The 23869-nt window shown below is 54.0% G+C and carries 21 protein-coding genes; 10 read left to right on the top strand and 11 right to left on the bottom strand.

What is annotated here, in order from left to right:
- Window positions 1–13 precede the first annotated feature (13 nt).
- Complete coding sequence (locus GNT65_RS05510; protein ID WP_160794188.1) at window positions 14–328, bottom strand: hypothetical protein; 315 nt, start codon at window positions 326–328, stop codon at window positions 14–16.
- Between the two features lie 173 nt (window positions 329–501).
- Between GNT65_RS05510 and GNT65_RS05515 the strand changes: the two genes are divergently transcribed.
- Window positions 502–1065, top strand: coding sequence for a DUF4136 domain-containing protein (locus GNT65_RS05515; protein WP_160794190.1), 564 nt, complete (start codon window positions 502–504; stop codon window positions 1063–1065).
- A 200-nt stretch (window positions 1066–1265) separates the two neighbouring features.
- Window positions 1266–1715 carry a DUF924 family protein gene (locus GNT65_RS05520; protein ID WP_160794192.1) on the top strand — a complete coding sequence of 150 codons (450 nt, stop codon included), beginning with the start codon at window positions 1266–1268 and terminating at the stop codon, window positions 1713–1715.
- A gap of 83 nt (window positions 1716–1798) precedes the next feature.
- Here GNT65_RS05520 and GNT65_RS05525 read toward each other — a convergent pair whose 3' ends face one another.
- On the bottom strand, window positions 1799–2674 hold the full coding sequence (locus GNT65_RS05525) for a LysR family transcriptional regulator (protein ID WP_160794193.1): 876 nt from the start codon (window positions 2672–2674) through the stop codon (window positions 1799–1801).
- An 85-nt stretch (window positions 2675–2759) separates the two neighbouring features.
- On the opposite strand from GNT65_RS05525, the gene GNT65_RS05530 reads away from it, so the two are divergent.
- The 3 genes from GNT65_RS05530 (at window position 2760) to GNT65_RS05540 (ending at window position 4952) form a co-directional block, all read left to right on the top strand.
- A complete protein-coding gene (locus GNT65_RS05530) occupies window positions 2760–3182 on the top strand; it encodes a PACE efflux transporter (RefSeq protein ID WP_160794194.1) in 423 nt (140 codons plus the stop codon).
- Between the two features lie 171 nt (window positions 3183–3353).
- Entirely contained in the window at window positions 3354–4097 is a 744-nt protein-coding gene (locus GNT65_RS05535) for an OmpA family protein (RefSeq protein WP_160794195.1), read from the top strand.
- A 30-nt stretch (window positions 4098–4127) separates the two neighbouring features.
- Window positions 4128–4952 (top strand): mechanosensitive ion channel family protein, encoded by an 825-nt coding sequence (locus GNT65_RS05540; RefSeq protein ID WP_160794196.1) that lies wholly within the window; start codon window positions 4128–4130, stop codon window positions 4950–4952.
- 90 nt (window positions 4953–5042) lie between these two features.
- Here the strand turns inward: GNT65_RS05540 and GNT65_RS05545 are convergent, their stop codons facing one another.
- On the bottom strand, window positions 5043–5696 hold the full coding sequence (locus GNT65_RS05545; RefSeq protein ID WP_160794197.1) for a trimeric intracellular cation channel family protein: 654 nt from the start codon (window positions 5694–5696) through the stop codon (window positions 5043–5045).
- Window positions 5697–6012: 316 nt separating this feature from the next.
- Between GNT65_RS05545 and ltaE the strand changes: the two genes are divergently transcribed.
- Window positions 6013–7020, top strand: a complete 1008-nt coding sequence (gene ltaE, locus GNT65_RS05550) for a low-specificity L-threonine aldolase (RefSeq protein ID WP_160794198.1) — start codon at window positions 6013–6015, stop codon at window positions 7018–7020.
- Window positions 7021–7119: 99 nt separating this feature from the next.
- Here the strand turns inward: ltaE and GNT65_RS05555 are convergent, their stop codons facing one another.
- The 3 genes from GNT65_RS05555 to GNT65_RS05565 form a co-directional block, all read right to left on the bottom strand.
- Window positions 7120–7941 (bottom strand): hypothetical protein, encoded by an 822-nt coding sequence (locus tag GNT65_RS05555; protein ID WP_160794199.1) that lies wholly within the window; start codon window positions 7939–7941, stop codon window positions 7120–7122.
- An 89-nt stretch (window positions 7942–8030) separates the two neighbouring features.
- Complete coding sequence (locus GNT65_RS05560) at window positions 8031–9668, bottom strand: alkaline phosphatase family protein (RefSeq protein ID WP_160794200.1); 1638 nt, start codon at window positions 9666–9668, stop codon at window positions 8031–8033.
- Between the two features lie 14 nt (window positions 9669–9682).
- Window positions 9683–11179, bottom strand: a complete 1497-nt coding sequence (locus tag GNT65_RS05565; RefSeq protein WP_160794201.1) for an alkaline phosphatase — start codon at window positions 11177–11179, stop codon at window positions 9683–9685.
- 283 nt (window positions 11180–11462) lie between these two features.
- Here GNT65_RS05565 and GNT65_RS05570 point away from each other — a divergent pair, with 283 nt between their 5' ends.
- Window positions 11463–11831, top strand: coding sequence for an acyl-CoA thioesterase (locus tag GNT65_RS05570; protein ID WP_011864961.1), 369 nt, complete (start codon window positions 11463–11465; stop codon window positions 11829–11831).
- Window positions 11832–11877: 46 nt separating this feature from the next.
- On the opposite strand, the gene GNT65_RS05575 is transcribed toward GNT65_RS05570, so the two are convergent.
- The 3 genes from GNT65_RS05575 to GNT65_RS05585 form a co-directional block, all read right to left on the bottom strand.
- Window positions 11878–12084: a hypothetical protein gene (locus tag GNT65_RS05575; protein ID WP_160794203.1), complete on the bottom strand. Its 207-nt coding sequence runs from the start codon at window positions 12082–12084 to the stop codon at window positions 11878–11880.
- 135 nt (window positions 12085–12219) lie between these two features.
- Window positions 12220–13521, bottom strand: coding sequence for an NAD(P)/FAD-dependent oxidoreductase (locus GNT65_RS05580; protein ID WP_160794205.1), 1302 nt, complete (start codon window positions 13519–13521; stop codon window positions 12220–12222).
- 312 nt (window positions 13522–13833) lie between these two features.
- The gene (locus GNT65_RS05585) at window positions 13834–14208 is read right to left on the bottom strand and encodes a cytoplasmic protein (protein WP_160794207.1); all 375 of its coding nucleotides are present in this window, start codon (window positions 14206–14208) and stop codon (window positions 13834–13836) included.
- Window positions 14209–14670: 462 nt separating this feature from the next.
- On the opposite strand from GNT65_RS05585, the gene GNT65_RS05590 reads away from it, so the two are divergent.
- Both GNT65_RS05590 and GNT65_RS05595 read left to right on the top strand, forming a co-directional pair.
- Window positions 14671–15828: an efflux RND transporter periplasmic adaptor subunit gene (locus GNT65_RS05590; RefSeq protein ID WP_160794209.1), complete on the top strand. Its 1158-nt coding sequence runs from the start codon at window positions 14671–14673 to the stop codon at window positions 15826–15828.
- Between the two features lie 12 nt (window positions 15829–15840).
- Window positions 15841–18963: an efflux RND transporter permease subunit gene (locus GNT65_RS05595; RefSeq protein WP_160794211.1), complete on the top strand. Its 3123-nt coding sequence runs from the start codon at window positions 15841–15843 to the stop codon at window positions 18961–18963.
- A 78-nt stretch (window positions 18964–19041) separates the two neighbouring features.
- Here GNT65_RS05595 and cspE read toward each other — a convergent pair whose 3' ends face one another.
- Together cspE and yiaY are read right to left on the bottom strand one after the other, a co-directional pair.
- Window positions 19042–19251 carry a transcription antiterminator/RNA stability regulator CspE gene (cspE, locus tag GNT65_RS05600; RefSeq protein WP_144203266.1) on the bottom strand — a complete coding sequence of 70 codons (210 nt, stop codon included), beginning with the start codon at window positions 19249–19251 and terminating at the stop codon, window positions 19042–19044.
- A 696-nt stretch (window positions 19252–19947) separates the two neighbouring features.
- The gene (yiaY, locus tag GNT65_RS05605) at window positions 19948–21096 is read right to left on the bottom strand and encodes an L-threonine dehydrogenase (RefSeq protein WP_160794213.1); all 1149 of its coding nucleotides are present in this window, start codon (window positions 21094–21096) and stop codon (window positions 19948–19950) included.
- Window positions 21097–21611: 515 nt separating this feature from the next.
- On the opposite strand from yiaY, the gene malQ reads away from it, so the two are divergent.
- The gene (gene malQ / locus GNT65_RS05610) at window positions 21612–23816 is read left to right on the top strand and encodes a 4-alpha-glucanotransferase (protein ID WP_160794215.1); all 2205 of its coding nucleotides are present in this window, start codon (window positions 21612–21614) and stop codon (window positions 23814–23816) included.
- Window positions 23817–23869 lie beyond the last annotated feature (53 nt).

Below are 23869 nucleotides of genomic sequence, written 5' to 3' on the forward strand. Positions count from 1 at the left end.
CCTCATGCAAAAATTAAAGGTACTGCATTGCCAACATCAGCAGCGACAGGCCTGTATAGGCGGCGCAGGGCAGGATGAAACGATGAAAACGGCTGATGGCCACGCTGCAGGCGGTGAGGGCGAAGCCGATGGCGATGCTGGCATGACTCGAGCTATAGCCCTTCGCCATGGCGATCATCATGATGACCAAGGCCAGCAAGGGCAAGGTAAAGAGCACCCACTGGGAGGTCTTTACCTTGGGGCCGTCCGCCATGGGCGTGGCCAAAGATTTGGGGGCGAACATGAAGATGGCGCTGGCGATAACAAATGCTGTGATAAACCAAGTCATGGGATAAGTCTCAAATAACCTTAATTGATAATCATTATCATTTGGGTTTTGGCTGAAGTCAAGCTGAACGAGACGTGATTTACAATAAAGAAGAGTTGTAGAACAGAGGTTTGCTATGTAAGCTTTAGGATAAATTCCTGTTTAAGTCATGTCTGAAACATGCTGGAGAGTCTATGAAAAAGGTGATTATCTTAGCCGCTGCACTTGCCCTGTCGGCCTGTAGCACACTGAAAACCAGCTCTGATTATGATCCCAAGGTCAACTTCGATGATGTGAAGAGCTATGCATGGGTGGTTAAGAAGACAGAAGACACCACCTATAACTTAGACGGCCTGATGGATCAGCGCGTTCGCGAGGCGGTAGACCGTGAGCTGCAGATGAAGGGGATCAGCAAGGTCGAGGCCGATAGCGCCGATGTGCTGGTAAACTACTTCACCAAGGTCGACAAGAAGATCAATGTCGACACCTTTAACACTAACTTCGGTTATGATCCTTACTACTATGGCCCGGGTTGGGGCTGGGGCGGTAGCGTTCACACCCAGACCACGGTGCGTGAGTATGAGGTGGGCACCCTGGTGCTGGACATGATCAATAAAGAGACGGGTAAGCTTATCTGGCGCGGCTCGGTGGCCGATACCATTCGCGAAAAGAGCACCCCTGAGGAGCGGGTCGAAGTGGTCAATAAGGCGGTAGCGGCCATGATGCTCAACTACCCACCACAGAAAGAAGCGAAATAGTCCTCCATAGAGTGAATAAAGCGGCCGGTTGGCCGCTTTTTTGATGCCGACTCTCCTGCTCCATAACGCCTGTTCCCATAAAAAGTGTGGCGTGTTCGAGGCTTAGACCAAAGTCCAAGATATTCTGTTATCTGCCTGATGTTATCCTGCCTCGACCAGGATTTTTTAAACTCATGATTTAATCGTATCTAGGGGGCAGTGTGGAACAGTTTTTACAGCAGTGGTTTCACCACTATGAGAAGGGCGAGGGGGTCGAGGCTAAGGAGCTTAGCCATGAGACCCTGAGTCATTGGCAGCAGCTACTGGGCGGCGCCAAATCCGGTAAGCTGGAGCATTGGCAGAAGAATCCGCCGGGGCGTCTGGCACTTATCCTGCTCATGGGGCCTGTCGCCCACCTGCTGGAAGACGAGGCGGCGCTAGCGCTGCAGCTTAAGGCGCGGGATCTCTGTGTCTCCGGCGTGGATCGCGGCTTCGATACCCAGCTCGAGCCCCTGCAGCGTCGCTGTTTTTACGATCCACTGTTCTATTCAAGTAAGAGCGAAGACAGGGTCCTGCTGATCCGTCTGTTAGAGGGATTACAGTCTCAGATGGCAACTGCCGCCAGGCCCGCCTGGAGTCACTGGTATCAGCAGGCCTCTCTGAGCGGCTAATCGTCTGGCCAGACGCTTTGTTGGCGAGCCACCCGGCTCGCCTTTCATCCTTTGATTATCTGTTAGCCCCCGGTTTTCAGCCCTTAGGCGATGGCCGCACTCAATATTTGACGGAACACCCGGCTCACCTCTTGATTGACGCTGCTGTGCTGAATAAGGTCCACGTTGGCAATCCAGCCTATCTGCTCCATGGTGAGCGGAATAGGGCGAAGCTGTTCCTGGGCTAAGGCGTCTTGCACCAGGTGCTCCGGCAGCAGCGCCCAGCCGAAGCCGGACTTGGCCAGATCCAGAAGGGCATAGTAACTGTCCGCTAACCATAACTGGGGCGAGTGTTCCGCCTGAACGCTCCATTGCTGCCCCTGCTTGCTGCCTATGGCGAGCTGGCGATGAAGCTTCAACTGGTCGAGGTTGCTCATCGTCTCTCTGGCCAGCGGATGCAGAGGGCTGACCACAGGCTCAAACTTCACCGAGCCTAAGGACTCGAAGTCTATCTGCTGGGGATAGATCTCCTCGCTAAAGATCACCCCCATGTCGACGTTCTGCTGCCTCACAAGTTCTATGATCTCCTTACTGGGCAAGGTGCGCAGCTCGAGTTGCATCTGAGGGTACTTGTCGGCAAACAGACTCAGGTGTTGGCTGAGCTCGGTAAAGGGAACCCCTTCATCGATCGCCAGACGAAATTGCTGCGGCAGTCCGGCGTCCAGTGTGCTGATGAGAGATTTCAGCCTCAGATGCTGGGCGATAACAGCCTTGGCCTGAGGAAGCAGGATCTGGCCGGCCTGGGTCAGCACGGGATAGCGGCCGCTACGGTCGAACAGTTGCTGATCGCAATCTATCTCCATGTTGATGATCTGCTGACTCACCGCAGATTGCACCTTGTTGAGACGCCTGGCCGCCGCCGAGAAGGAGCCGGTTTCCACCGTCGCCAGGAAGAGTTGTAGCTGTTCGAGTGTTGGCATATCGCAAAATGAGATGGTATCTAACTTTTAAGTATCATAATTATGGATAAAAATGGCCGCAAGATAAATTTGCGGAGTTAAGACCATGTCTACTACAGAGAGAATTCTACATTCGGTGCTTTTCGAGATCTTTGCCCTGGCCCTGGTCGTGCCCATCGCCATCTGGTTCACCGGCCATGGTGTGGGTGAGATGGCGGCAGTGGGGATTGGCCTCAGCCTCTACACTGTCACCTGGAACTACTTTTATAACCTGGGGTTCGATAGATATTTTGGTGAAGAACGCACTAATCGCTCGCTGAAACTGCGGGTGGTGCATGCCCTGGGCTTCGAAGGCGGCTTAGTCTTCGTTACCGTCCCCGTGGTGGCCTGGTTTCTGGGGATCAGCATATGGCAGGCCCTGATGCTGGAGGCCGTTTTCTTAGTGGTGTTCTTCTTCTATGCCATTATCTTTAACTGGCTTTTTGACTGGGCAAGATCTAAGTTTTATGGGCAGCGCGTGAAGGCTTAATGGGGTGAGTGTGCGCCTTGGCCCACTAATGGCCAGAATGAGAATTAATTTCACTAGATAGATATTCTTATATTGGAGATGCAGGCAGAAGGATATAAAATGTATCCCTGTCTGCATCTCTATATTTGATTGTTTTTCATGCGTTTTGAGAGAGCTGCATGAGTGCTTTATATGATAGATATGAGTCTTCCAAGGGCCTATGCCCGCAAAATGCCGGTTAGAAGCAGTTCGTGTGCCGCTAAGCTGAGCCTAGGCTTAGCCGGTGTTGTCTGCGGCTTATGCATCAGTGGCGCCGCGCTGGCGTTGGGCTGGGTCGATAGCGATTTAGACGGCGTGCCAGATATTAAGGATGCCTGTCCGCACACTCGTTCCAATGTCGTCGTCGATGCCAAGGGCTGTGACATAAGACGAGAAGCGATGGCCTGCGTAGCACCCAAGGGAGCGCAGCTGCTGACCAGTTGTGAGCCGGTCGTTCAGGCAGGCCAGAGTGAACAAGCTAAGCCAGTAAAACCGAGTGACAGAGCCAGGCCGGATAAGCCCGCCAAGCAGGGCGAGCCGGTTAAGACATTGGCAAGTGAGTCCAAAATCGTGCGGGTCTATTTTGCCTTTGGCAGCGCCGAGGTGAGTATCGACCAGTGGCGGCAGCTGGCCAAGGTGCACAGTTTTCTTAGGGCCAGTGATGCACGGCTCACTCTGGTTGGGCACACCGACAATATAGGCAGCGAGGCGGTAAATCTTAGTTTGTCGCGACAGCGCGCCGAGCGGGTAAAACAGATTTTTGTGCAAGATTATGGTGTTAAGGCGGAGCGATTGTCGATAGTCGCCAAGGGTGCCAGCCAGCCTGCGACAGATAATGACGGGCCTGGGGGGCGCGCCTTGAACCGCAGAGTCGAGTTTATGGTTGAGACCAGGTAATTACTGGTCCATTTTATTAGGGAGCGTTACATGGAAAATTTGGATAAATATATCGAGCAAGCACCTGAGCTGATCGTGACCTATGGTCTTCAGGTGATCTTTGCCCTGGTCATCTTCTTTATCGGTAAGTATTTTGCCAAGGTGGCTAAGAAGCTTACTACTAAGTTGATGAACAAACGTAAGATTGACCAGACAGTGGTCTCTTTCGTGGCGAACATGGCCTGGGCCCTGGTGTTCGTCTTCACCGTGATCGCCACCCTGGGGCAGATCGGCGTACAGACGGCCTCTCTGGTTGCCGTGATCGGTGCCGCCGGCTTGGCTGTTGGCCTGGCGCTGCAAGGTTCGCTGTCTAACTTCGCCTCTGGCGTGCTCATGGTGCTCTTCCGTCCTTGCCGCGTGGGTGACTACATCGAGGCGGCTGGCATCGCGGGTACCGTCGATGAGATCACCATCTTCTCGACTCGGCTGCGCACCCCAGACAACAAGGTGATCGTGGCGCCTAACTCATCAATCATGAACGGCACCATCACCAACTACTCAACCATGGAAACCCGTCGTATCGACCTGGTTATCGGTGTGTCTTACGATGCCGACCTTAAGCAGACCAAGGCCGTGCTTAAGCAGGTATTGGATAACAACGCCTACTTACTAAAAGATCCTGCCTACACTGTGGCACTGACCGAACTGGCGGACTCTTCGGTTAACTTCGTGGTACGTCCATGGGTTAAGGGGAGCGACTACTGGCCGGCGCGCTTCGAGCTCTTAGAGCAGATCAAGCTGGCGCTGGACGAGAACAATATCGGTATCCCATATCCGCAGATGGATATCTATGTCAAAGAGACGCCAGCGGCTTAAGCCTTGGCTCGATTGACAAAGAAAAGGTCGGCAATTGCCGACCTTTTTTGTGCCTGAACTCAGGTGATGCTGGTTTGAGTGCTAGGCCAGTTAGTGTGCCTGACTGTCCTGGTTGCCGTGATCGCTGTGTTGATAATCGAACTTGGGCATGCCCCAGTGATAGCGAATGGCCAGCATGCGGAAGCTAAAACCGACACTCAGGCTGATGGCTAGGTTGACCCATTCGGTCACCTCATAGCTGCGCAGTAGCATATAGAGGCTGGCTGTCGTCAGCGAGACCAGGGCGTAGAGCTCCTTCTTGAAGATCAACGGCACCTGATTACAGAGAATGTCGCGGATCACCCCGCCGAAGACGCCGGTGACAACCCCCATGACGATAGCCAATGCCGGGCTGAAACCCAATAGCAATGTCTTCTGGGCGCCGACAATGGAAAATACCGCCAGACCGAGTGCATCTATGGTCAGAAACAGCTTGGAGAGATAACGCATCACGGGCGAGATTAACACAGTCAGCAGCGACGCGAAGGCGATGGCCAACAGATAGTGGATATTCTCTACCCAGATGAGGGGATAGTTGCCCAGGAGGATGTCGCGCAGGGTACCGCCGCCGATAGCGGTGGCACAGCCTATGATAACCACGCCAAACAGATCCATCTGTTTTCTACCGGCGCACAGTGCACCTGTCATGGCCTCGGCCAATATGCCGATGAGCCAGAGGAGGGTGATAAATTCAGCTTCTTGCATTGTCGATTCAGTCGGGAAAAAAGAGAGCGCATATTGCCAGTCTAAAGCGATAAATGACAGCGAGATTTTTTGGAAAATTCGGATTAGATTTTTTAATTATATATCTTGGTTAGATTTGGCTTGTTAGCAGTTTGTTGCCTAAAACATAGCTTGTTTGGATTTTCATTGTATTAGTTTATTCAGGTTAAATCTTAGGGCGAATAGCGTCTGATGATAATTTTCTCGGCAGGTCTTAGGGCTGGCTCTAGCGGGGGCGGGCGGCGAGGAGTAGTATTTGCGCTTGGTGTATCATTTTTAGATGAGTAGGACGGGGAAGATGATTGATTTTCGCAGTGACACAGTAACTCAGCCCACGGCGGCGATGCGCCGCGCCATGGCGGATGCTCAGGTTGGCGACGATGTGTATGGAGACGATCCCAGTGTTAACCGACTGGAGGCGATGGCGGCAGAACGTTATGGTTTCGACAGTGCCCTGTTTACCTCCTCGGGCACCCAGGCCAATCTGCTGGCGCTGATGTCTCATTGTGAGCGTGGCGATGAGTATCTCTGTGGTCAGCAGGCCCACAACTATAAGTTTGAAGGTGGCGGAGCCGCCGTGCTGGGTAGCATTCAACCTCAGCCCCTCACCAATCAGGCTGATGGCAGCATCTTGCTGGCGGATATTGAGGCGGCCATCAAGCCGGATGATTTCCATTTTGCCCGCACCCGCCTCTTGAGCCTGGAAAACACCATAGGCGGCAAGGTGCTGCCTCAGTCCTATCTGGCCGAGGCTCAGGCGCTGGCCTTCAACAAGCGGCTCAAGATCCACTTAGATGGGGCCCGCATCGCTAACGCGGCTGTGGCCCAGAACCTGGATATTGCCGACATTACCCAGTATTTCGATTCCGTCTCTATCTGCCTCTCTAAGGGACTGTGCGCGCCCGTGGGCTCGCTGCTGCTAGGTGATGAGCGGCTAATCAACAAGGCCCGCCGCTGGCGTAAAATGCTAGGTGGTGGCATGCGTCAGGCGGGGATCCTGGCGGTGGCCGGTGAGATTGCCCTCAACGAGCAGGTATCTCGTCTGGCGGTGGATCATGAAAACGCCCGTTATCTGGCCGAGCAGCTAAGTAGTTTAGATGAGTTCGAGGTGGATCTTGGTGAGGTGCAGACCAACATGTTGTTTGCCCGGGTGGCAGAAGGTGTCGCCATCGACAAGCTGGCCGAGTCCCTAAAGGCTTCGGGGATCCTCATCAGCCCTGGTAAGACGCTGAGGCTGGTGACCCACGCGGATATCGGCCGCGAAGATATCGACCTCTTTATCGATAAGCTCAAGGCGTTGCTCTAGGCCTATAGCTGGTATTACAACGAAAAAGCCATCCTGAGGATGGCTTTTTAACGTTTGCACTCTTTAATAAAACATCGGCTAACTCAGTGCTTGGCATCACTAGTGATGATGGTCGTGGCCGCCTTCAAGTTGCTGACCATCTGCCGAGTAGAAGCCTGAGCTGCCATGTTGAATAAAGCCCTGGGTTATCATCTTGGCGATGAAAGGGTCTGACTCGCTGTCGCCCACGTCGGCAAAGTCTAGGTCCTGATAGCCAGAGGTCAGCAGGTCGAAACCTTGCTGATTGATAGGGGTCAACTTGGTGAGTCGGTAGTTAAGTTGATGCTCGCCCTGGGTAATGGTCAGGCTGGCTGGAAGCTGGAGCTCGCTTATCCAGTTTAATGCCAGCGACTGCTGCTTGCCTTGGTTTTGTGCCTTGCCCTTGTGGGTGTAGCTATTGTGGGTGTAGTTTTGCTGGGTAAAGCAGGTGTCCTTATGCTCATCGCTCTTATCGAATCGGCTCAAGGCGGCGGGTGAGATCAGGTGAAACTGCTTGTCGATATCCGTATGAATATTAAGGGCCAGCAGATCGCTGCGGCGATAGCTGATAGAGCGTTTCTGCTCGGGGAAGTAGCGCACGTACTCGCCATTCTTCTGCCAGGCCTCGTAGCTTACCGGACCGCGCTGATAGACGATGGTGTCGTCGAAGCGGGTCAGGGTGAGATGGTGTGCCTGAGCCTTATCTTCTGTACCGGCCGTGATCTCGTAGCTGGCCTGAAAGCGGGTCGCCTGGGTGGCGCTATCACAGATGAGTTTCCCCTCTTCGACATGCTGGTGTCCCTGACTGGCCGATTGTGTATCGGCAACGACGGGAGTGCCCATTAGCAGGGGGCCGGTGACGCCTAGGAAGAGTGAGACTGACTTGAATGTTGAGCGAGACATAATAGACCTACTGATATTTCTCTTTTAACTAAGTAAGCAGCCTGACACCCTAGTTTTAGGTAGGGGATCAGGCTGCGAGTCGCTGCGCCTTATTGCGCTGCGGCGGCTTCTGCCTTGTTAACCAGGTCGCCGGCAAAGTTCATCACATGGAAGATGTGATTTTGCTCCACCGTACCTTCAACCAGGCTGGCACCAGGGCCACGGGCGAAGATGGCCACATCTTCACCGGCATGGGTTTCGCTTCCTAGCGGTACCAAGGCTTCTTGGTGGAAACCGGCGCTCTGGGTGTCGATGTAGTTCAGATCCACTCGACCAGGCTCGGCGGCGTAGCCGTAACGCTCGTCACCACCGGTTTCCAGTGAGCCAAAGCCAAGGCCATTGGCATAGCCGACGGTTGTGTATGGCATGCCGTTGGCGTCGGTAGAGTTAGTCACAGATGGTTGACCGTTTGAGTCGTTGCTCTTCACCAGACCTAGGATAGGGTTACCACGGGTTGGATAACCTGCGATGGTGAACACATGGCTGTGGTCAGCGGTAACCATCAAGAGTGTGTCGTTAGCCGAGGTCTTCTCCATGGCCACTCGTACCGCCTCAGACAGGGCGATGGTGTCGTGCAGGGCACGGGCCGCGTTACCGGCATGGTGAGCGTGGTCGATGCGACCGGCTTCGACGATCAGCACGAAGCCTTTGTCGTTCTTGCTCAGAATGTCGATACTCTTGGCCGTCATCTCGGCCAGTGAAGGCTCGCCGTTTACGCCATCTTCGACTCTGTCATAGTCATATTCCATGTGAGACGAGTTGAACAGACCCAGGGCGTGCTCTGTGGTGGCTGTGTCCATGGCCAGGAAGCTGTCACGGTCGGTAACATAGGTGGCGTTAGGGTACTGGGCCATCCACTCAGAGGTCAGGTCGCGACCATCGTTACGCTTACCCGATTTACCCTCAGGATCCACTGTGGTGTTAGGGATGAAGGCGCGACGACCGCCACCCATGACCACGTTGATCCCCTTGCCATCGTTGAAGTCCAGCATCTGGGCGGCGATATCTTTACAGCCGTTACTAACGGCCTCGGCCGGTAGGTTGCTGTCTGCTTCCCAGTTACGCTCTGGCACGTGGGCATAGGTTGCCGCAGGTGTGGCGTGGGTGATACGGGCGGTAGAGACCACACCGGTAGACATGCCTGCCATGGCGGCCAGTTCCAGCGAGGTGACCAGATCTTGACCTGTGGTCGATGAACATACACCGCGCTCGACGCCCTCGGCCTGTGAGATCACGCCAACGTCTGTCTTCACACCCGTGACCATGGCGGTCATGGTGCCGGCAGAGTCAGGGGTTTGACCGTCTACGTTATAGGTCTTAGCCAGACCCAGATGAGGCAGGGTTTCGAAAGAGAGTGAGTTCTCTTCACCTGTCTGGCCTTTTAGCTGACCGTCCAGGATGCGCGCCGCCGTCACGGTTGACACGCCCATGCCGTCGCCCACAAACAGAATGATGTTCTTGGCGGCGCCCGCTTCGTTGTTCTTGCTCATGCCGGCGGCCTTAGTGACGCGGTTTTGGCCGTCGATATACCATTGGTTGACGCCAGTCCAGTCTTTACCGTCTGTGCCGTTGCTACCATCGGTACCTGGGGTACCCGCAGTGCCATCTTTGCCGTTGTCACCGTCGCTGCCACAAGCCGCTAGGCCGAGGATGGCTGCTAAAGACAGTACCAGTAGTGTCTTATTCATTTTATTGCTCCCAATTAATACTTAGTACCGCCAAGCGCTTGGGCTTGGTTGATGATGTGGAAAATGACGTTCTGTTCCATCACGCCCTGTACCAGGTTTGAGCCTGGGCCTGTGGCATGCAGGCTGATATCTTCACCTGCGTGGGTTTCGCTACCCATAGGGATAAGTGACTGCTGCATAAAGTCTTTGTCTTGGGTGTCGACTGAGGTGAGGTCGTCACGGTTACCCACAACGGCACCAGGACCATTGGTGTAACCTAATGTGGTGTATGGCTTGCCATCAAGGGCAGTAGACACGCTACCATCGACGCCATGTACCAGGCCTAGAATTGGGTTACCACGCTTAGGATAACCGGCGATGGTGAACACGTGGCTGTGGTCGGCGGTAACCAAGATCAGCGTCTCTTCTGGGTCTGTGTTTTCTACCGCGGCCTTAACGGCGTTAGAAAGCTCGACGGCATCGGCCAGGGCGCGTTTGGCGTTGCCCGCGTGGTGACCGTGGTCGATACGACCCGACTCGACAATTAACAGGTAGCCGTTGTCGTTCTTCTTGAGGATTTCAAGAGACTTCTCAGTCATCTCGGTTAGCGAAGGCTCGCCGCCCACGTCGTCGGCGCGATCTGCTTCATATTCCATGTGAGAAGAGTTGAATAGACCCAGCAGGTGATCTGTGGTGCTGGTATCTATGGCGTCAAACTCATCGCTGTTCCAGACATAGGCGGCGTTGTCGAAGTTTTCTACCCAGGCCTTGGTCAGATCCATGCCATCCTTACGCTTACCCTTCTTGTTTTCACCGTCGGTAACGGTGTCAGGGATGAAGGCGCGGCGACCGCCACCCAAGGCGACCGACAGGGCATTGTCTTTGTCGCGCATCACCATCTGATAGGCGATATCTTTACACTCGTTGGCAACGGCCTCGGCGGGCAGGTTGCTGTCGGCTTCCCAGTTGCGCTCTGGGCTGTTGGCATAGGTGGCCGCAGGCGTGGCGTGGGTGATACGCGCGGTAGAGACTACACCGGTCGACAGGCCCTTGGCATTGGCCAGATCAACCAGGGTGACCAGCTCGTTGTCTTTAGATGACAAACAGTTGCCACGAAGTGCCTCGTCAGATACCGACAGAACACCGGCCTTAGACTTAACGCCTGTAGCGATGGCTGTCATGGTGCCGGCACTGTCTGGGGTCTGTTGGTTAGTGTTGTAGGTCTTGATCAGAGCCGTATGGTCAAACTTCTCGAAGCTTAAGAAGTTCTCTTCACCACCCTGGTTACCAGCCATCTGCTGACCTTGATAGATACGCGCGGCGGTCAGGGTAGAGATACCCATACCATCGCCCACGAATAGAATGACGTTTTTGGCCTTTGCTTTGGTTTCTAGTGTGGCCTTGTCTGACACCCGCTGGGCACTTTCCTTATACCAGTGGCTGTCTGTCTGAACGCTGGGTAACACGGCGCTGTTGGCGGCCATGGTTACTAGGCTGCAAGAGATCAACGCAGCTAATCTTTTTATCATCATCACTTTCATCATCCGTATTGGGTTGAAGTAAATTGTTCGCTATTTGAGATAAAGCGGCCTGATTGTCAGGTATCCAGATGACAGAATTGGTGAATTAAGATTGCAATTATATGAAGCTAAGATGTCGAAACTGCTTGTTAATCTGAGTTAACTTGGTGCAAGGGGCACTAAATTAGTGAGGTAGGTGTCTTTGGGGTTGTTTTAATTGTCTGTTTTGTAAGTGCTTTTATTCTTGGTCTATTTCTTGTACGGCTTTTGTATGAATCGAGCAGGGAGAGTGCATATGAAATATTACAGTCGACGCTTTATCAAACCCGAACATTTAAATCCGGCCAATGCATTGTTCGGTGGACAGTTATTAAGCTGGATCGATGAGGAGGCGGCAATCTTCGCGGCATGTCAGATGAACAGCCAGAGCATAGTCACCAAGATCATCTCGGAGATCAACTTCATGACGCCGGCGAGGCAGGGGGATGTGATCGAGTTTGGCCTGGCGCTTATCAGCGCCGGAGTAAGTTCAATCACCGTCTGCTGTGAGGTGCGCAATAAGGCGACCCGGCTGCCTGTGGTGACCATAGATAAGATGATCTTCGTTAACGTGGATGAGAACGGCCTGCCCAAGCCCCATGGCATGCGGGCAAATGCCGCCTAACAAAAAAGGGCATTAGTTGCCCTTTTTTGTTCATTCAAAGAGGAGATTAGTTCTCTTTGCTGAGATCTTCTTTGACCGATTTCACTGCATCGCGGGAGGCGTGACCTATCGCCTTGGTGGTGTCGCGGGTGGCGTGGCCGATATCCGTGGTCACCTCCTTGGTGGTGTGACCTATGGTGCGACCGGCATCCTTAAGCTCGGCGCAGGCGCTGAGGGCGCCAAGGATCATAACTGCGCTGATGATTTTCTTCATAATGATCTCTTATTGACGAAAGTTGTCACATTTTAACCCGTTAGCCTTGTCAGCGAAAGCCTCCCCAAAAAGGGAGGCTTATGATGCTCGTGACTTAATGCCTGTTTGGCGCTCAATTGTCACTTGGTTATCGTCTTAGTGCAGCTTGAGATGAGGGTGGATGATGCGGCTGATCCCCTTGGCGAACATCAGCAGTGTGCCCTTAAAGATCCCATGCAGTTCAATCAGATGGCGCCGGTAGAGTGAGGTGTAGACGAACCTGGCAATCTTGCCTTCCACCAGGACGCCACCGCCGACGAAGGACATCAGGTTACCCACGGTATGGAACTTGGACAGGTTGACCAGGGAGCCGAGATCTTTGTAGAGATACTCTTTGCTGGGGGCTTGGCCGGCTAGCATCAGGCAGATGTTATCGGCGGTCATCAGCGCCATCTGCCGCGCCGACTGGCCCCTCGGCGGCACCCAGGAGCCGTCTGGCTGCGGGCAGGCGGCGCAGTCGCCGATGGCGAAGATGTGAGGATCCCTTGTGGTCTGCATATTGGGGTTAACCATCACCTGGTTGATCTGATTACTCTCCAGGCCGCCAATCTCACCCATGAAGTCGGGCGCCTTCACGCCGGTGGACCAGATGGTCATGTCGCTGGCGATGGACTGGCCATCGCAGGTGTGCAGCGCATTCTCATCGACTCGGTCGATGCGGGTATTAGTCATGACCCGAACGCCTATTTGATTGAGCTGATTGGTCACCGCCTGGGAGATCTCATGCTTCTCCACCTTGGGCAGGATGCGCGAGTCTGCCTCTATCAGGGTGACCTCCAGCAGGCTGGTGTCTATCTTGTAGCCGAAGCCGCTGAGTTGCTCGACCGCGTGGTGCATCTCGGCCGACATCTCGACCCCGGTTGCGCCGGCGCCGACCACGGCGATTTTGATCTTGTCGTCCAGTTGGTGGTGGCTGGCATAGCGCATAAACTTGTTGAGCAGCATGGTGCGGATCTGCATTGCCTGTTGGGTGTTATCGAGAAATACGCAGTGCTCCCTGACACCCGGGATATTGAAGTCGTTGGCGATACTGCCGATGGCCAGCACCAGATAGTCGTAGTCTATGCGTCTGGCGGGCAGGAGTTCATTGCCCTTGTCATCCTGGATAGGCGCCAGTATCACCTGCTTGTGCTCGCGGTCTATATCTGTCATCGCCCCCTGTTGAAAATGGTAGCCGTGGGCGGCGGCGTGGCCGCGGTAGCTGATGGCATCAATACCAATATCCAGCGCGCCTGTGGCCACCTCGTGTAGAAGGGGTTTCCAGATATGGCTGTCGGCGCAGTCGATAAGGGTGATCTTGGCCTTGCCCTTACGTCCCAGTTTACGACCCAGCTTGGTCGCTATCTCCATTCCACCCGCACCACCGCCGACGATGACGATATTGGCCACTGCACCCATGAGGTTATTGCTCCTATATTCAGCTTAAGTTGATGATTGGCCGGCATTGTTTTGCCAGCAAAATTGTCCCGAATCGAGAAAAGTGTAAGCTTGGGTGTTTTTTTTGGCAATTAGCCTGGTTTGGCGTGGTTAAGCGGGTGAAAATAGCGGTTTTAAATATAAGCTATTGTTTTATAGGTGGTATCAGTTATGCTTTCTGCGGTTTAATTCTATGTTTGTCACATTTTGGTGCGGCATAAATGTGATCTAGATTGTTTTGTGAGCAGGAAAATGTGAGCCAGATCTTGTGTGTGATCTGGCTCAGGGGGATGGCTATGCGGCAGAGTCGAGCTTAGATAACCTCTGGTGATAGTCTTTGATCAGATGCGCCATGATTTCCTGCACCGAGCTGTCTTTGGTGGTATCGTCCATGAAGATCTTAAAAGTGACTAATACGTGGCCATCGTTTTTCAGTCGGTCGCTCTGCATCGAGAAGTAGGCACTCTCGCCATCGGCCTCCCTGACGATAAAGCCATCATGTTCGAAGATGCGGTGGCCGGATCTGTCGTGCCACTTGGTGATGCGATTTAGGCCGATCTCGCATGACTGATTGAATTCAATATGGTTTTGCCAAGTTGTTGGGTGGGCGGGATCCTTAATGTGCGGGCATCTGACTGTATAGTTATAGACATGAGAAATGGCTGTCATAAATTACCTTCCTGATTATGGATACAAGGGCCATCATAGGCACTGCATTTCTTTAGGGTCAACAAGTATTCGTCTGGCCTATCCTGTTTCACTTCGCCATAAGAGGAGACCCTTGACCTTTTGTAGCACGATAGGATTGGCCATAACCTTGTGCAGGGTCTCATTTTTAAGTCCATTTTGTCATCTGCTTAATAAAGCATCAGCTAATGAAAGCTGTCTCGTTAAATATGCCGATCGCGCGAGGGCTATTATCGACAAATTCCTCTCAGTGCCAGATAAGGCCAAATTGAAATATTTAAAAAATGCCAAATGAGTCAGCTAATTGCCCTTGCTATTCCTGGTTAAAGTATTAGCTTGTTACTAATATGATGTGCAGTTGTAAGTAAGCTGGTGGTTAATCTCATCTGTCTGCGGTTGATGAAAATTACCCCTGATTTATCGCTTGGCGCTATGGAGGCCCAAATGCTTAGTAGAAACACCTCACCTCTCTCTCGACTCACTCTGTTTAGTGCGCTGCTTATGCTTAGCGCCTGCGGCGAGGCGCCAACCCCCGGGCCTGCGGTCATGCCCAGCGTGGTGGTTAATACCGCCCACATGAAGGAGATTCGTGCCAAGACGGAGATCGTCGGTCGCACCCGGGCATCGGAAGATGTGGTGATCAAGTCGCAGATCCAGGGGCAACTGCTTAAGCGCACCTTCATCGAGGGTGACGATATAGAGGCGGGTGAGCTACTGTTTGAGATCGACCCTTCCACCTATGAAGCAGAGCTGGCACAGCAACAGGCGGTGCTCAAGCAGGCCATAGCCTCTCGCGATGTGGCTGTGATGAACTGGGAGCGTGGCCGTCGCCTGCTGCCCGATGGCATGATTAGCGCTCAGGACATGGATGAGCTCACCAGTCGTAAGTTGACCACTGCGGCGGGCGTGGTACAGGCGGAGGCTGCGGTCAAGGCCGCCGAGTTACAACTTAGCTATACCAAGGTTTACGCACCCATCTCGGGGCGTATCAGCGGTGCCAAGGTGAGTCAGGGGGATATCATTACGCCTCAGTCTGAGCTGGCAAGCCTGGTGCAGCTACAACCCATGTGGGTTAATTTCCAGGTAGCCGAGAAGACCATCATCACGGCCAAACAAAATTTTTCCAAGGCGGCCAAGCGGGATGTAGAGATCTCCGATGTGACCATACGACTGCGCCTGCCAAATGGCAGCATGTTTGACGAGACAGGCTATATCGACTTTGTCAGCAACCGGGTCGATGCCGCCACGGGGACCCTGGAGCTCAGGGCCACCTTCGACAATGAGAGTAAGCTGATGCTGCCGGGGCTGTTTGTCACCCTGATCATAGAGTCGCCCATTAGCGAACAGGCCATCTTGATCCCACAGGCCGCGGTGCAGGAAGATCAGCAGGGTCGCTTCGTCATGGTGCTGGATGAGCAGAACAAGGTACAGAAGCGGCTAGTCGAGCTGGGCGACAGATTCGGCGTCGACTGGCGTGTGCTCAGTGGCCTCAATGAGGGGGAGCGTATCGTGGTGGATGGTCTGCAGAAGATACGTCCGGGTATCGAGGTGAAGGCCGTCGAGCAGCAGGCGGTACCTTTCCAAGAAGCTAACGATGCCTAAACGGGGGTCATTATGATCAGTGAGTTTTTTATTCATAGGCCCAAATTTGCCTTCGTGATCTCTACCGTGTTGACTCTGGTGGGGCTGATCTCTATTCCCATCTTGTCGGTAGCCGAGTTTCCTGAGATCGCGCCGCCTCAGGTGAGTGTCAGTACCAGTTATTCCGGGGCCAGCGCCGACATCGTTAAAGACACCATAGCCCAACCCATTGAGGCTGAGGTCAATGGCGTAGAGGGCATGCTCTATATGCAGTCCAAGAGCGCCAACGACGGTAGCTACTCCCTCAACGTCACCTTCGATGTGGGCACAGATGCCGACATGGCTCAGGTGAAGGTGCAGAACCGGGTGCAGCAGGCCATGCCCAGATTGCCCGAGGAGGTGAAGCGTCAGGGGGTCAAGGTCGAGAAGCAGAGCCCCAACATCCTCATGGTGGTGAACCTGGTTTCCCCCAACGAGACCTTCGATTCCCTGTTTATCACCAACTATGCCGGCCTGAATGTGAAAGATGCATTGGCACGTCAAAATGGGGTTTCCAAGGTGCAGGTGATCGGCGCCCTGGATTACGCCATTCGTATCTGGCTGGATCCCAATCAGATGGCTAGTTTTGGCGTGACCGCCAGCGATGTGATCGCCGCCCTGAAAGAACAGAATATTCAGGTGGCCGCCGGTCGCATCGGCGCCGCGCCTGTGGATCCCGAGCAGCAGTTTCAATATACCCTGCAAACTAAGGGACGCCTGAAAGACCCAGAAGAATTCGGCCGGGTGATGATCCGCGCCAATGCCGATGGTTCTAAGGTGATCGTCTCAGACGTGGCACGGGTCGAGCTGGGGTCTCAGACCTATGATGCCCAGGGTAAGCTGAATAACAAGCCGTCGGCCATCATCGCCATCTATCAGGCACCGGACGCCAATGCCCTGGAGGTCGCCGATGCGATCAAGACCGAGATGGAGACCCTTGCCAGCCGTTTCCCGGACGATCTCGAGTACAAGGTGCTCTATGACACCACAGAATTTGTCCAGACCTCGATCAACGAGGTGGTACAGACACTGTTTATCTCTGTCGCGCTAGTGGTATTTGTGGTCTTCATCTTCCTGCAGGATGCGCGCTCGACGCTAGTGCCGGGCATTGCCATTCCCGTCTCCCTGGTGGGTACCTTCGCCTTCCTGTTGGCCTTCGGCATGAGCATCAATACCGTCTCACTGTTTGCGCTTATCCTGGCCATTGGTATCGTGGTGGATGATGCCATAGTCGTGGTGGAGAACGTCACTCGCCTGATGGAGGATGAGGGCCTGTCGCCTACTGAGGCGACCTCAAAGGCAATGAAAGAGGTAACGGGGCCCATTATCGCCACGACCCTGGTGTTGCTGGCGGTGTTTGCGCCCACGGCCGTGATGCCGGGGATCACAGGGCAGATGTATGCCCAGTTCTCTGTGACCATCTGTATCTCTGTACTCATCTCCTCGGTCAATGCCCTGACCCTGAGTCCGGCCCTGTGTGCCTCCCTGCTGAAGCCACCCAAGAAGCATACCCATGGCTTCCACTACCTGTTTAATACCTACTTCGAGCGCTTTACCGGTCGCTACATGAAGCTGGTTTCCTCCCTGGTGCGTAAGCTGGTGTTGGTGGGCGTGGCCTACGCCTGTCTGATCGGCGTCACCGGCGGGATCGCCAAGGTGCTGCCTTCCGGCTTCGTGCCCATGGAAGATAAGAAGGCCTTCATGGTGGATATTCAGCTGCCCGATGGCGCGTCTCTCAACCGTACCGAAGAGGTGATGCGGGATCTGGTTAAGCTCACCCTGGAAGAGCCTGGGGTCGAGAACGTGATCCACGCCAGCGGCTTCAGTATCCTCACCGGCTCAGTCTCCTCTAATGGCGGCCTGATGATCGTGACCCTGTCGACCTGGGAAGAGCGCGATTCGCCCGATATGGTGGAGTCGGCGATTGTCGCCAAGTTACAGGCCAAGTACGCCGCCAACCCTTCGGTTAAGGCGATGGCCTTCTCGCTGCCGCCAATCCCTGGTGTGGGTAGCGTCGGTGGCTTCGAGTTTGTGCTGCAGGACACCCAGGGGCGTTCGCCTCAGGAGTTAGCCTCTGTGATGCGGGCGCTTATCATGAAGGCCAACGAACAGAGCGAAATTGCCATGGCCTTTAGTAACTTCCGCGCCGACGTGCCTCAGATGTATGTGGATGTGGACAGAGACAAGGCCAAGGCGCTGGGGATCTCCTTAAATGAGATCTTCTCCACCATGCAGACCATGCTTGGCTCCATGTATGTCAACGATTTCAACCGCTTCGGTAAGGTGTTTAGGGTAATACTCCAGGCCGAAGGGGAGTTTCGTAACTCCGACAAGGATATCGCCAGCTTCTATGTGCGCTCCGCCAGTGGCGATATGGTGCCCCTGAGCACCCTGGTTAAGGTGACGCCGATTCTGGGGCCGGATGTGATGAACAGCTATAACATGTTCAGCTCGACCACCATTAATGGCTTCCCGGCGCCAGGCTTTAGCTCGGGCGATGCCATCGCCGCCATGGAGCGGGCGGCGGATGAGACATTGCCAGCCGGCTATAAGTTTGAGTGGACGGGGCAGACTTACCAAGAGATCAAGGCGGGTAACTTAGCGCCGTTAATTTTCGGTCTGGCATTGATCTTTACCTATCTATTCCTGGTAGCCCAGTATGAGAGTTGGAGCATTCCCTTCGCGGTGATGCTGGCGGTGCCTATCGCCATCCTGGGGGCCTTCCTCAACATCTTGCTGGTGGGGAGCGAGCTGAATCTCTATGCCCAGATAGGCCTGGTGCTGCTGATCGGTTTGGCCTGTAAGAACGCCATCCTGATCGTCGAGTTTGCCAAGCAGCTCAGGGAGGAGGGCAAGAGTATACTGGAGGCTGCTGAAACCGCCGCGCGCCTGCGTTTTCGCGCCGTGCTGATGACCGCCTTCTCCTTCTTGCTGGGGGTCTTGCCGCTGGTTATCGCAACGGGTGCCGGCGCGGGAAGCCGCCGCGCCCTGGGCTACTCCGTCTTCGGTGGCATGATGGCGGCGACTTTGGTTGGTACCCTTTTAGTGCCTGTGTTTTACGTCATCATGCAGAAGCTGCGTGAGCGCATGAAGGGTGAAGGCGCGACGAGCCAATAGTTAAAACTTGAGCTAAAGCTTAAAATCTGGGCACAAAAAAGGCGACTTGAAGTCGCCTTTTTTTATCGAACCGTTCGATTAAGCCGGAACTACGTTCGCAGCTTGCAAGCCTTTTTGACCTTGCTCAACATCGAAGGTGACCTTTTGGCCTTCGGCTAGCGTCTTGTATCCGTCAGATACGATAGCGCGGAAATGCACGAACACATCAGCGCCGCCATTTGCCTGCTCGATGAAACCAAAACCTTTATCTTCGTTAAACCACTTAACGGTACCAGTTGTATTAGACATATTTGTCCCTTATTCAATTCGTATAAAAAATCCGCGATGTTGCGGTATGCCGAGCCGTTGAATTATTGAGTATTACGATGAAGCTAAGGGAAAACTGAGGACAAAAATGGTGAAGATTTGACTAAGGTTTTGACTTTTACTTAATGCTTTAAACTAATAACCCTGAACAACAGAGCCCGGCTAAGATAACACACTTTAGCCATTTACCTAGGGTTTATTTTCGCCATCACGGAGGAAATCAGTTGCGCTAAATTTATACGGCCGTGTTTTCATGGGCTTATGGAAATAAAAAAACTGCCTCTCGGGTACTTCGGTCTCTCTTTGGCATTTGTTGTGGCAGAGTGATAGCGTGAGATATCAGGGAGAAGAAAAAGGCTCGCCGGCAATAGTTGCCGACGAGCCTTTTAGCTAGCTGAATCTTTGCAGGGAAAAAGCGAGCTGACACTATTTTATAACACATGTATCCGAAGGGACTAGTCCAAAAGTGTGACATGAAAAGAGTATTTAGCTATTAGTGCTGGCTTTTTATGATAAAAACTTCGAATGGCCGTGGCTTTAGCGGATAACAGAGTGATTCTGTTTGTTTCTGCTCCCTCTGCCGATAGTTTTTAGAGACCGGGTAGCAAAAGGCCCACCTGAGGTGGGCCTTTGGGAATTTCTACTTGCAGGGAGAAATTCGAAACTTATGCGGCGAGTCTATAGCGCATTGGTGAAGATCTGACAGATCTCTTCGTGCGTCGCCTGTTTAGGGTTAGTCAGGCCACAGGCATCTTTCAATGCGTTGTCGGCAAGCGTTGGGATATCTTCTGCCTTAACGCCCAGTGTGGTGAGGTTTTCAGGGATCTTCACCGCAACAGACAGCGCCTTGATTGCTTCGATGGCGGCGTTTGCACCTTGCTCATCTGTCATTGCGCTGACATCGACACCCATCGCCTTGGCAACATCCTTTAGACGTGGCGCGGCAACCTGTGCGTTGTAGGCCTGAACGTGTGGCAGCAGCAGGGCGTTACAGACGCCGTGTGGCAGGTCGTAGAAACCGCCTAGCTGGTGCGCCATGGCGTGAACATAACCTAGGCTTGCGTTGTTGAAGGCCATACCCGCCAGGAACTGGGCGTAAGCCATCTGGTCGCGTGCCTCAAGGCTCTGACCGTTCTCAACCGCTTCGACCAGATTACCTTTGATAAGCTCGATTGCCTTGATGGCACAGGCATCGGTAATAGGGTTAGCCGCGATAGAAACATAGGCCTCGACCGCGTGTGTCAGTGCGTCCATACCGGTTGCCGCAGTCAGGCCGGCAGGCTTGAGTAGCATCAGCTCTGGGTCGTTAACCGACAGGATCGGGGTCGTGTGCTTGTCCACGATCGCCATCTTGATGTGGCGAGCCTCGTCTGTGATGATGCAGAAGCGGGTCATCTCACTGGCGGTACCGGCAGTGGTGTTGATGGCGACTAATGGAAGCTGTGGCTTCGCCGACATATCCAGACCTTCATAGTCCTTGATGCTGCCGCCGTTGGTGGCAACCAGGGCGATACCCTTGGCGCAGTCGTGTGGCGAGCCGCCACCCAGTGATACCACGAAGTCACAGTTGTTCGCCTTGAGCAGTTCGAGGCCCGCTTCCACGTTACCCACTGTTGGGTTGGGTTGCACGCCGTCAAACACGGTCGATGTGATGCCCGCCGCGCCAAACTTCTCGACGATCTGACCAACCAGACCAATCTCGACCAGTGGCTTGTCGGTGACGATCAGCGCACGCTGAAAGCCTAAGGTTTTAATATCACCAATTGCGTCGTCAACAGCATTTTGTCCTAATACGTTGACTGATGGGATAAAAAATTTAGCAGCCATAAAATCACCTTTTTTATGCTTAAAGTTAAAAGTTGTTATCTTTTCTGGTAACTAAAGTACCAATGCGGTTATCGCAAAGGTGTGATCTGCCTCATAAATAGCATCTATCCAGTCGAAAGCATGGCAAAAACTTAGATCAATACGACTAAATTTGTAAATTTATGACAAATACGAAATTTGACTGATTTTCAATTTCGAAAATCTATCACGGCGACTTTCATCATCTGAAACTCACTCAGATAAGCCAAACCACCCGATCATCATCTGTTTGATTTTTGTGCATCGCTTTAGGTCGGTTGCACAATATTTGTGCGATGCCCAATCTTTACGGGGGCCGATTGTCTTGGCTTGCCCCCTGGCTAGGTCCCAAATGTAAAGTTTTAAGTGACTAATTATTATAGATAAATAGAGTTCATCTGATTGACACAAATCTGTCGTCAAGCTGTTACCTGTGTTTGGCATGTTTACTGCTCAAGGAAATAGGGCAGTTTGACTGACTAGCAGGGAAATGGGCGATGGGCTTAGAAAAGTTACTCTATTTGCAGGGCGTAGGCGCCAGCTATAGCGACTACTCGGGCCGCATGGTGCACCATAGCCAGGCCGAGCGCTTAGGGCTCCTCGCCTGTCTGCTGGCTAACTGCACTCAGCCCAGGTTCAACCTGGATGATCTCAGCCCAGATGGTTTCGTCGCCGCTAATGGCGAGGCGATAGCAAAACGTAATTTCGACCTCGATGTCGCGCCCTGGCAGCGCCCGCTGGCGGTGTTCCAATTTGCCTGTCTGACCGAGCCAAGCTTTATCTTGTCGCTACCGAGCGAGATGCAGGTCGATCTTAGGGTGCGCATCCTTACCGAAGGCGGCACTCGACTCGAGATGAGCATTCCCTTCTCGGCGCTGGAGCGGGTGGGGGATTACTATCGTGAGCCTCACCTCTATTATCGCTATCGGGTAAACGTCACCCCCTACCTGACTCAGGGACAATCCCTGCCCATGGGCTATCACAAGCTGTCGGTGGGATTCGGTAAAACCGCCCTCGATTGGCAAAGTGAGGGCCATCATGGCACCTGGTTACTGGCGCCGCCCAAGGCAAAACAGCTGCGGGAGACGGATAAACCCTGGGGGGTGAGTATTGCCCTTTATAGCCTGCGCAGCGACAGTCAGTGGGGCATAGGGGACTTTGGCGATCTGGGGGCCTTGATCGCCTGGCTCGGGGGTTATGGCTGCGACTTTATCCAGCTCAATCCGCTCCATGCCCTGGGGGATTCTTTCAATCTGGAACAGGCCTATATCAGTCCCTATAGCCCGAGTGACAGACGCAGGCTCAATCCCCTCTATATTCATATCGAGCAAGTCCCCGAGGCTGATGAGATAGCGCCGCTGCTGCAAACCCTCGCCCTGGATCGCGAGCGCCTCAACCGCGACAACTGGCTCGATTACCCTAAGCTCACCCAGCTCAAGTATCGCCTCTTTATCGCTCTCTATCAGGTGTTTAGCCGTGATGTGCTGGGCAGCGGTGGGGAGCGTGAGCAGGCCTTCATGCAGTTTGTCGCCCAGGAAGGGGAGGCGCTGAGCAGTTTCTGCCAGCTGGAGGCAGACAAGGCCTCGGCCCAGGGAGAGCAAATGGCTGCAGATCCCCAGTTGCATCGTTACTTGCAGTTTGTCGCCCACGAGCAGCTGATCGCCTGTCAGCATCAGGCGCTGGCGGCGGGCATGAGCATTGGCCTTATCGGTGACATGGCGGTTGGCGTGCGCGGCGACGGCGCCGAGGTTCATCACAATCAAGACGCCTATTGCCAGCAGGCCAGCATAGGTGCGCCGCCGGATGATTTTGCCCCCAAGGGGCAGAACTGGGGGCTGACGCCGCCGGATCCCATCGCCATGGCCCAGTCGGGTTTTAGCCATTTTATTGCGCTGATCCGAAGCAACATGCGCTACTACGGCGCCCTGAGGCTAGACCATGTGATGGCACTGCTGCGCCTCTGGTGGTGGCCGAGTGAGCCCGAGGAGGCTCCCGGAGCTTATGTGTATTACCCCATAGACACGCTACTGGCGATAGTGCGCCTTGAGAGCATGCGCAGCAACTGTGTGGTGATAGGTGAAGATCTCGGCATAGTGCCGGATGAGGTGCGCGCCAAGCTCAGCGACGGCGGCATTTATGCCAACGAACTCTTTTATTTCTGCAGGCAGGGCGAGGCCTTCAAGTCGCCACAAGAACACAGGAGTGACAGCCTGATGATGCTGGCTAACCACGACGTGCCTACGCTGCTGGCCTGGTGGTCTCAGAGTGACCTGCATCTTAAGCGTCAGCTGGAGCTTTTAGGCAGCGACCGGGCGCTGGAGCAAGCACTGGAACGACGCGACGGCGAGCGCCTGCAGCTGCTGGCCTGGCTCGAGGCCAACGGCGAAACGCTCTCGTTGGAGGAAGACTATCTGCTCCTGCTCAGCGCCTGGGTGGCGGTGGCGGCGCGCTCTAATTCGCGTCTGTTTAGCGTGCAACTGGCGGATCTCTGCTGCGAGCGGCACGGAGTCAACATCCCCGGTACCTGGCAGGAATATGCCAACTGGCAGCGACGGCTGCCCTATAGCCTGACCAGCCTGAGACAGTCACCCTCGATCAAGGGGCTGCTACGCCGCATCGTCGAGGGGCGCAGCTCGGCCGAGGCTAGCGACCAATATTGCCGGGCAGACGAGCGCCTTCGTCAGCCTGTTTTCAGCCGATGATACAGCTATGACATACCTATGACATAGCTATGAAACAGACAAGCAAAGGGATA

The organism is Shewanella insulae (assembly GCF_009831655.1).
Classification (GTDB): domain Bacteria; phylum Pseudomonadota; class Gammaproteobacteria; order Enterobacterales; family Shewanellaceae; genus Shewanella; species Shewanella insulae.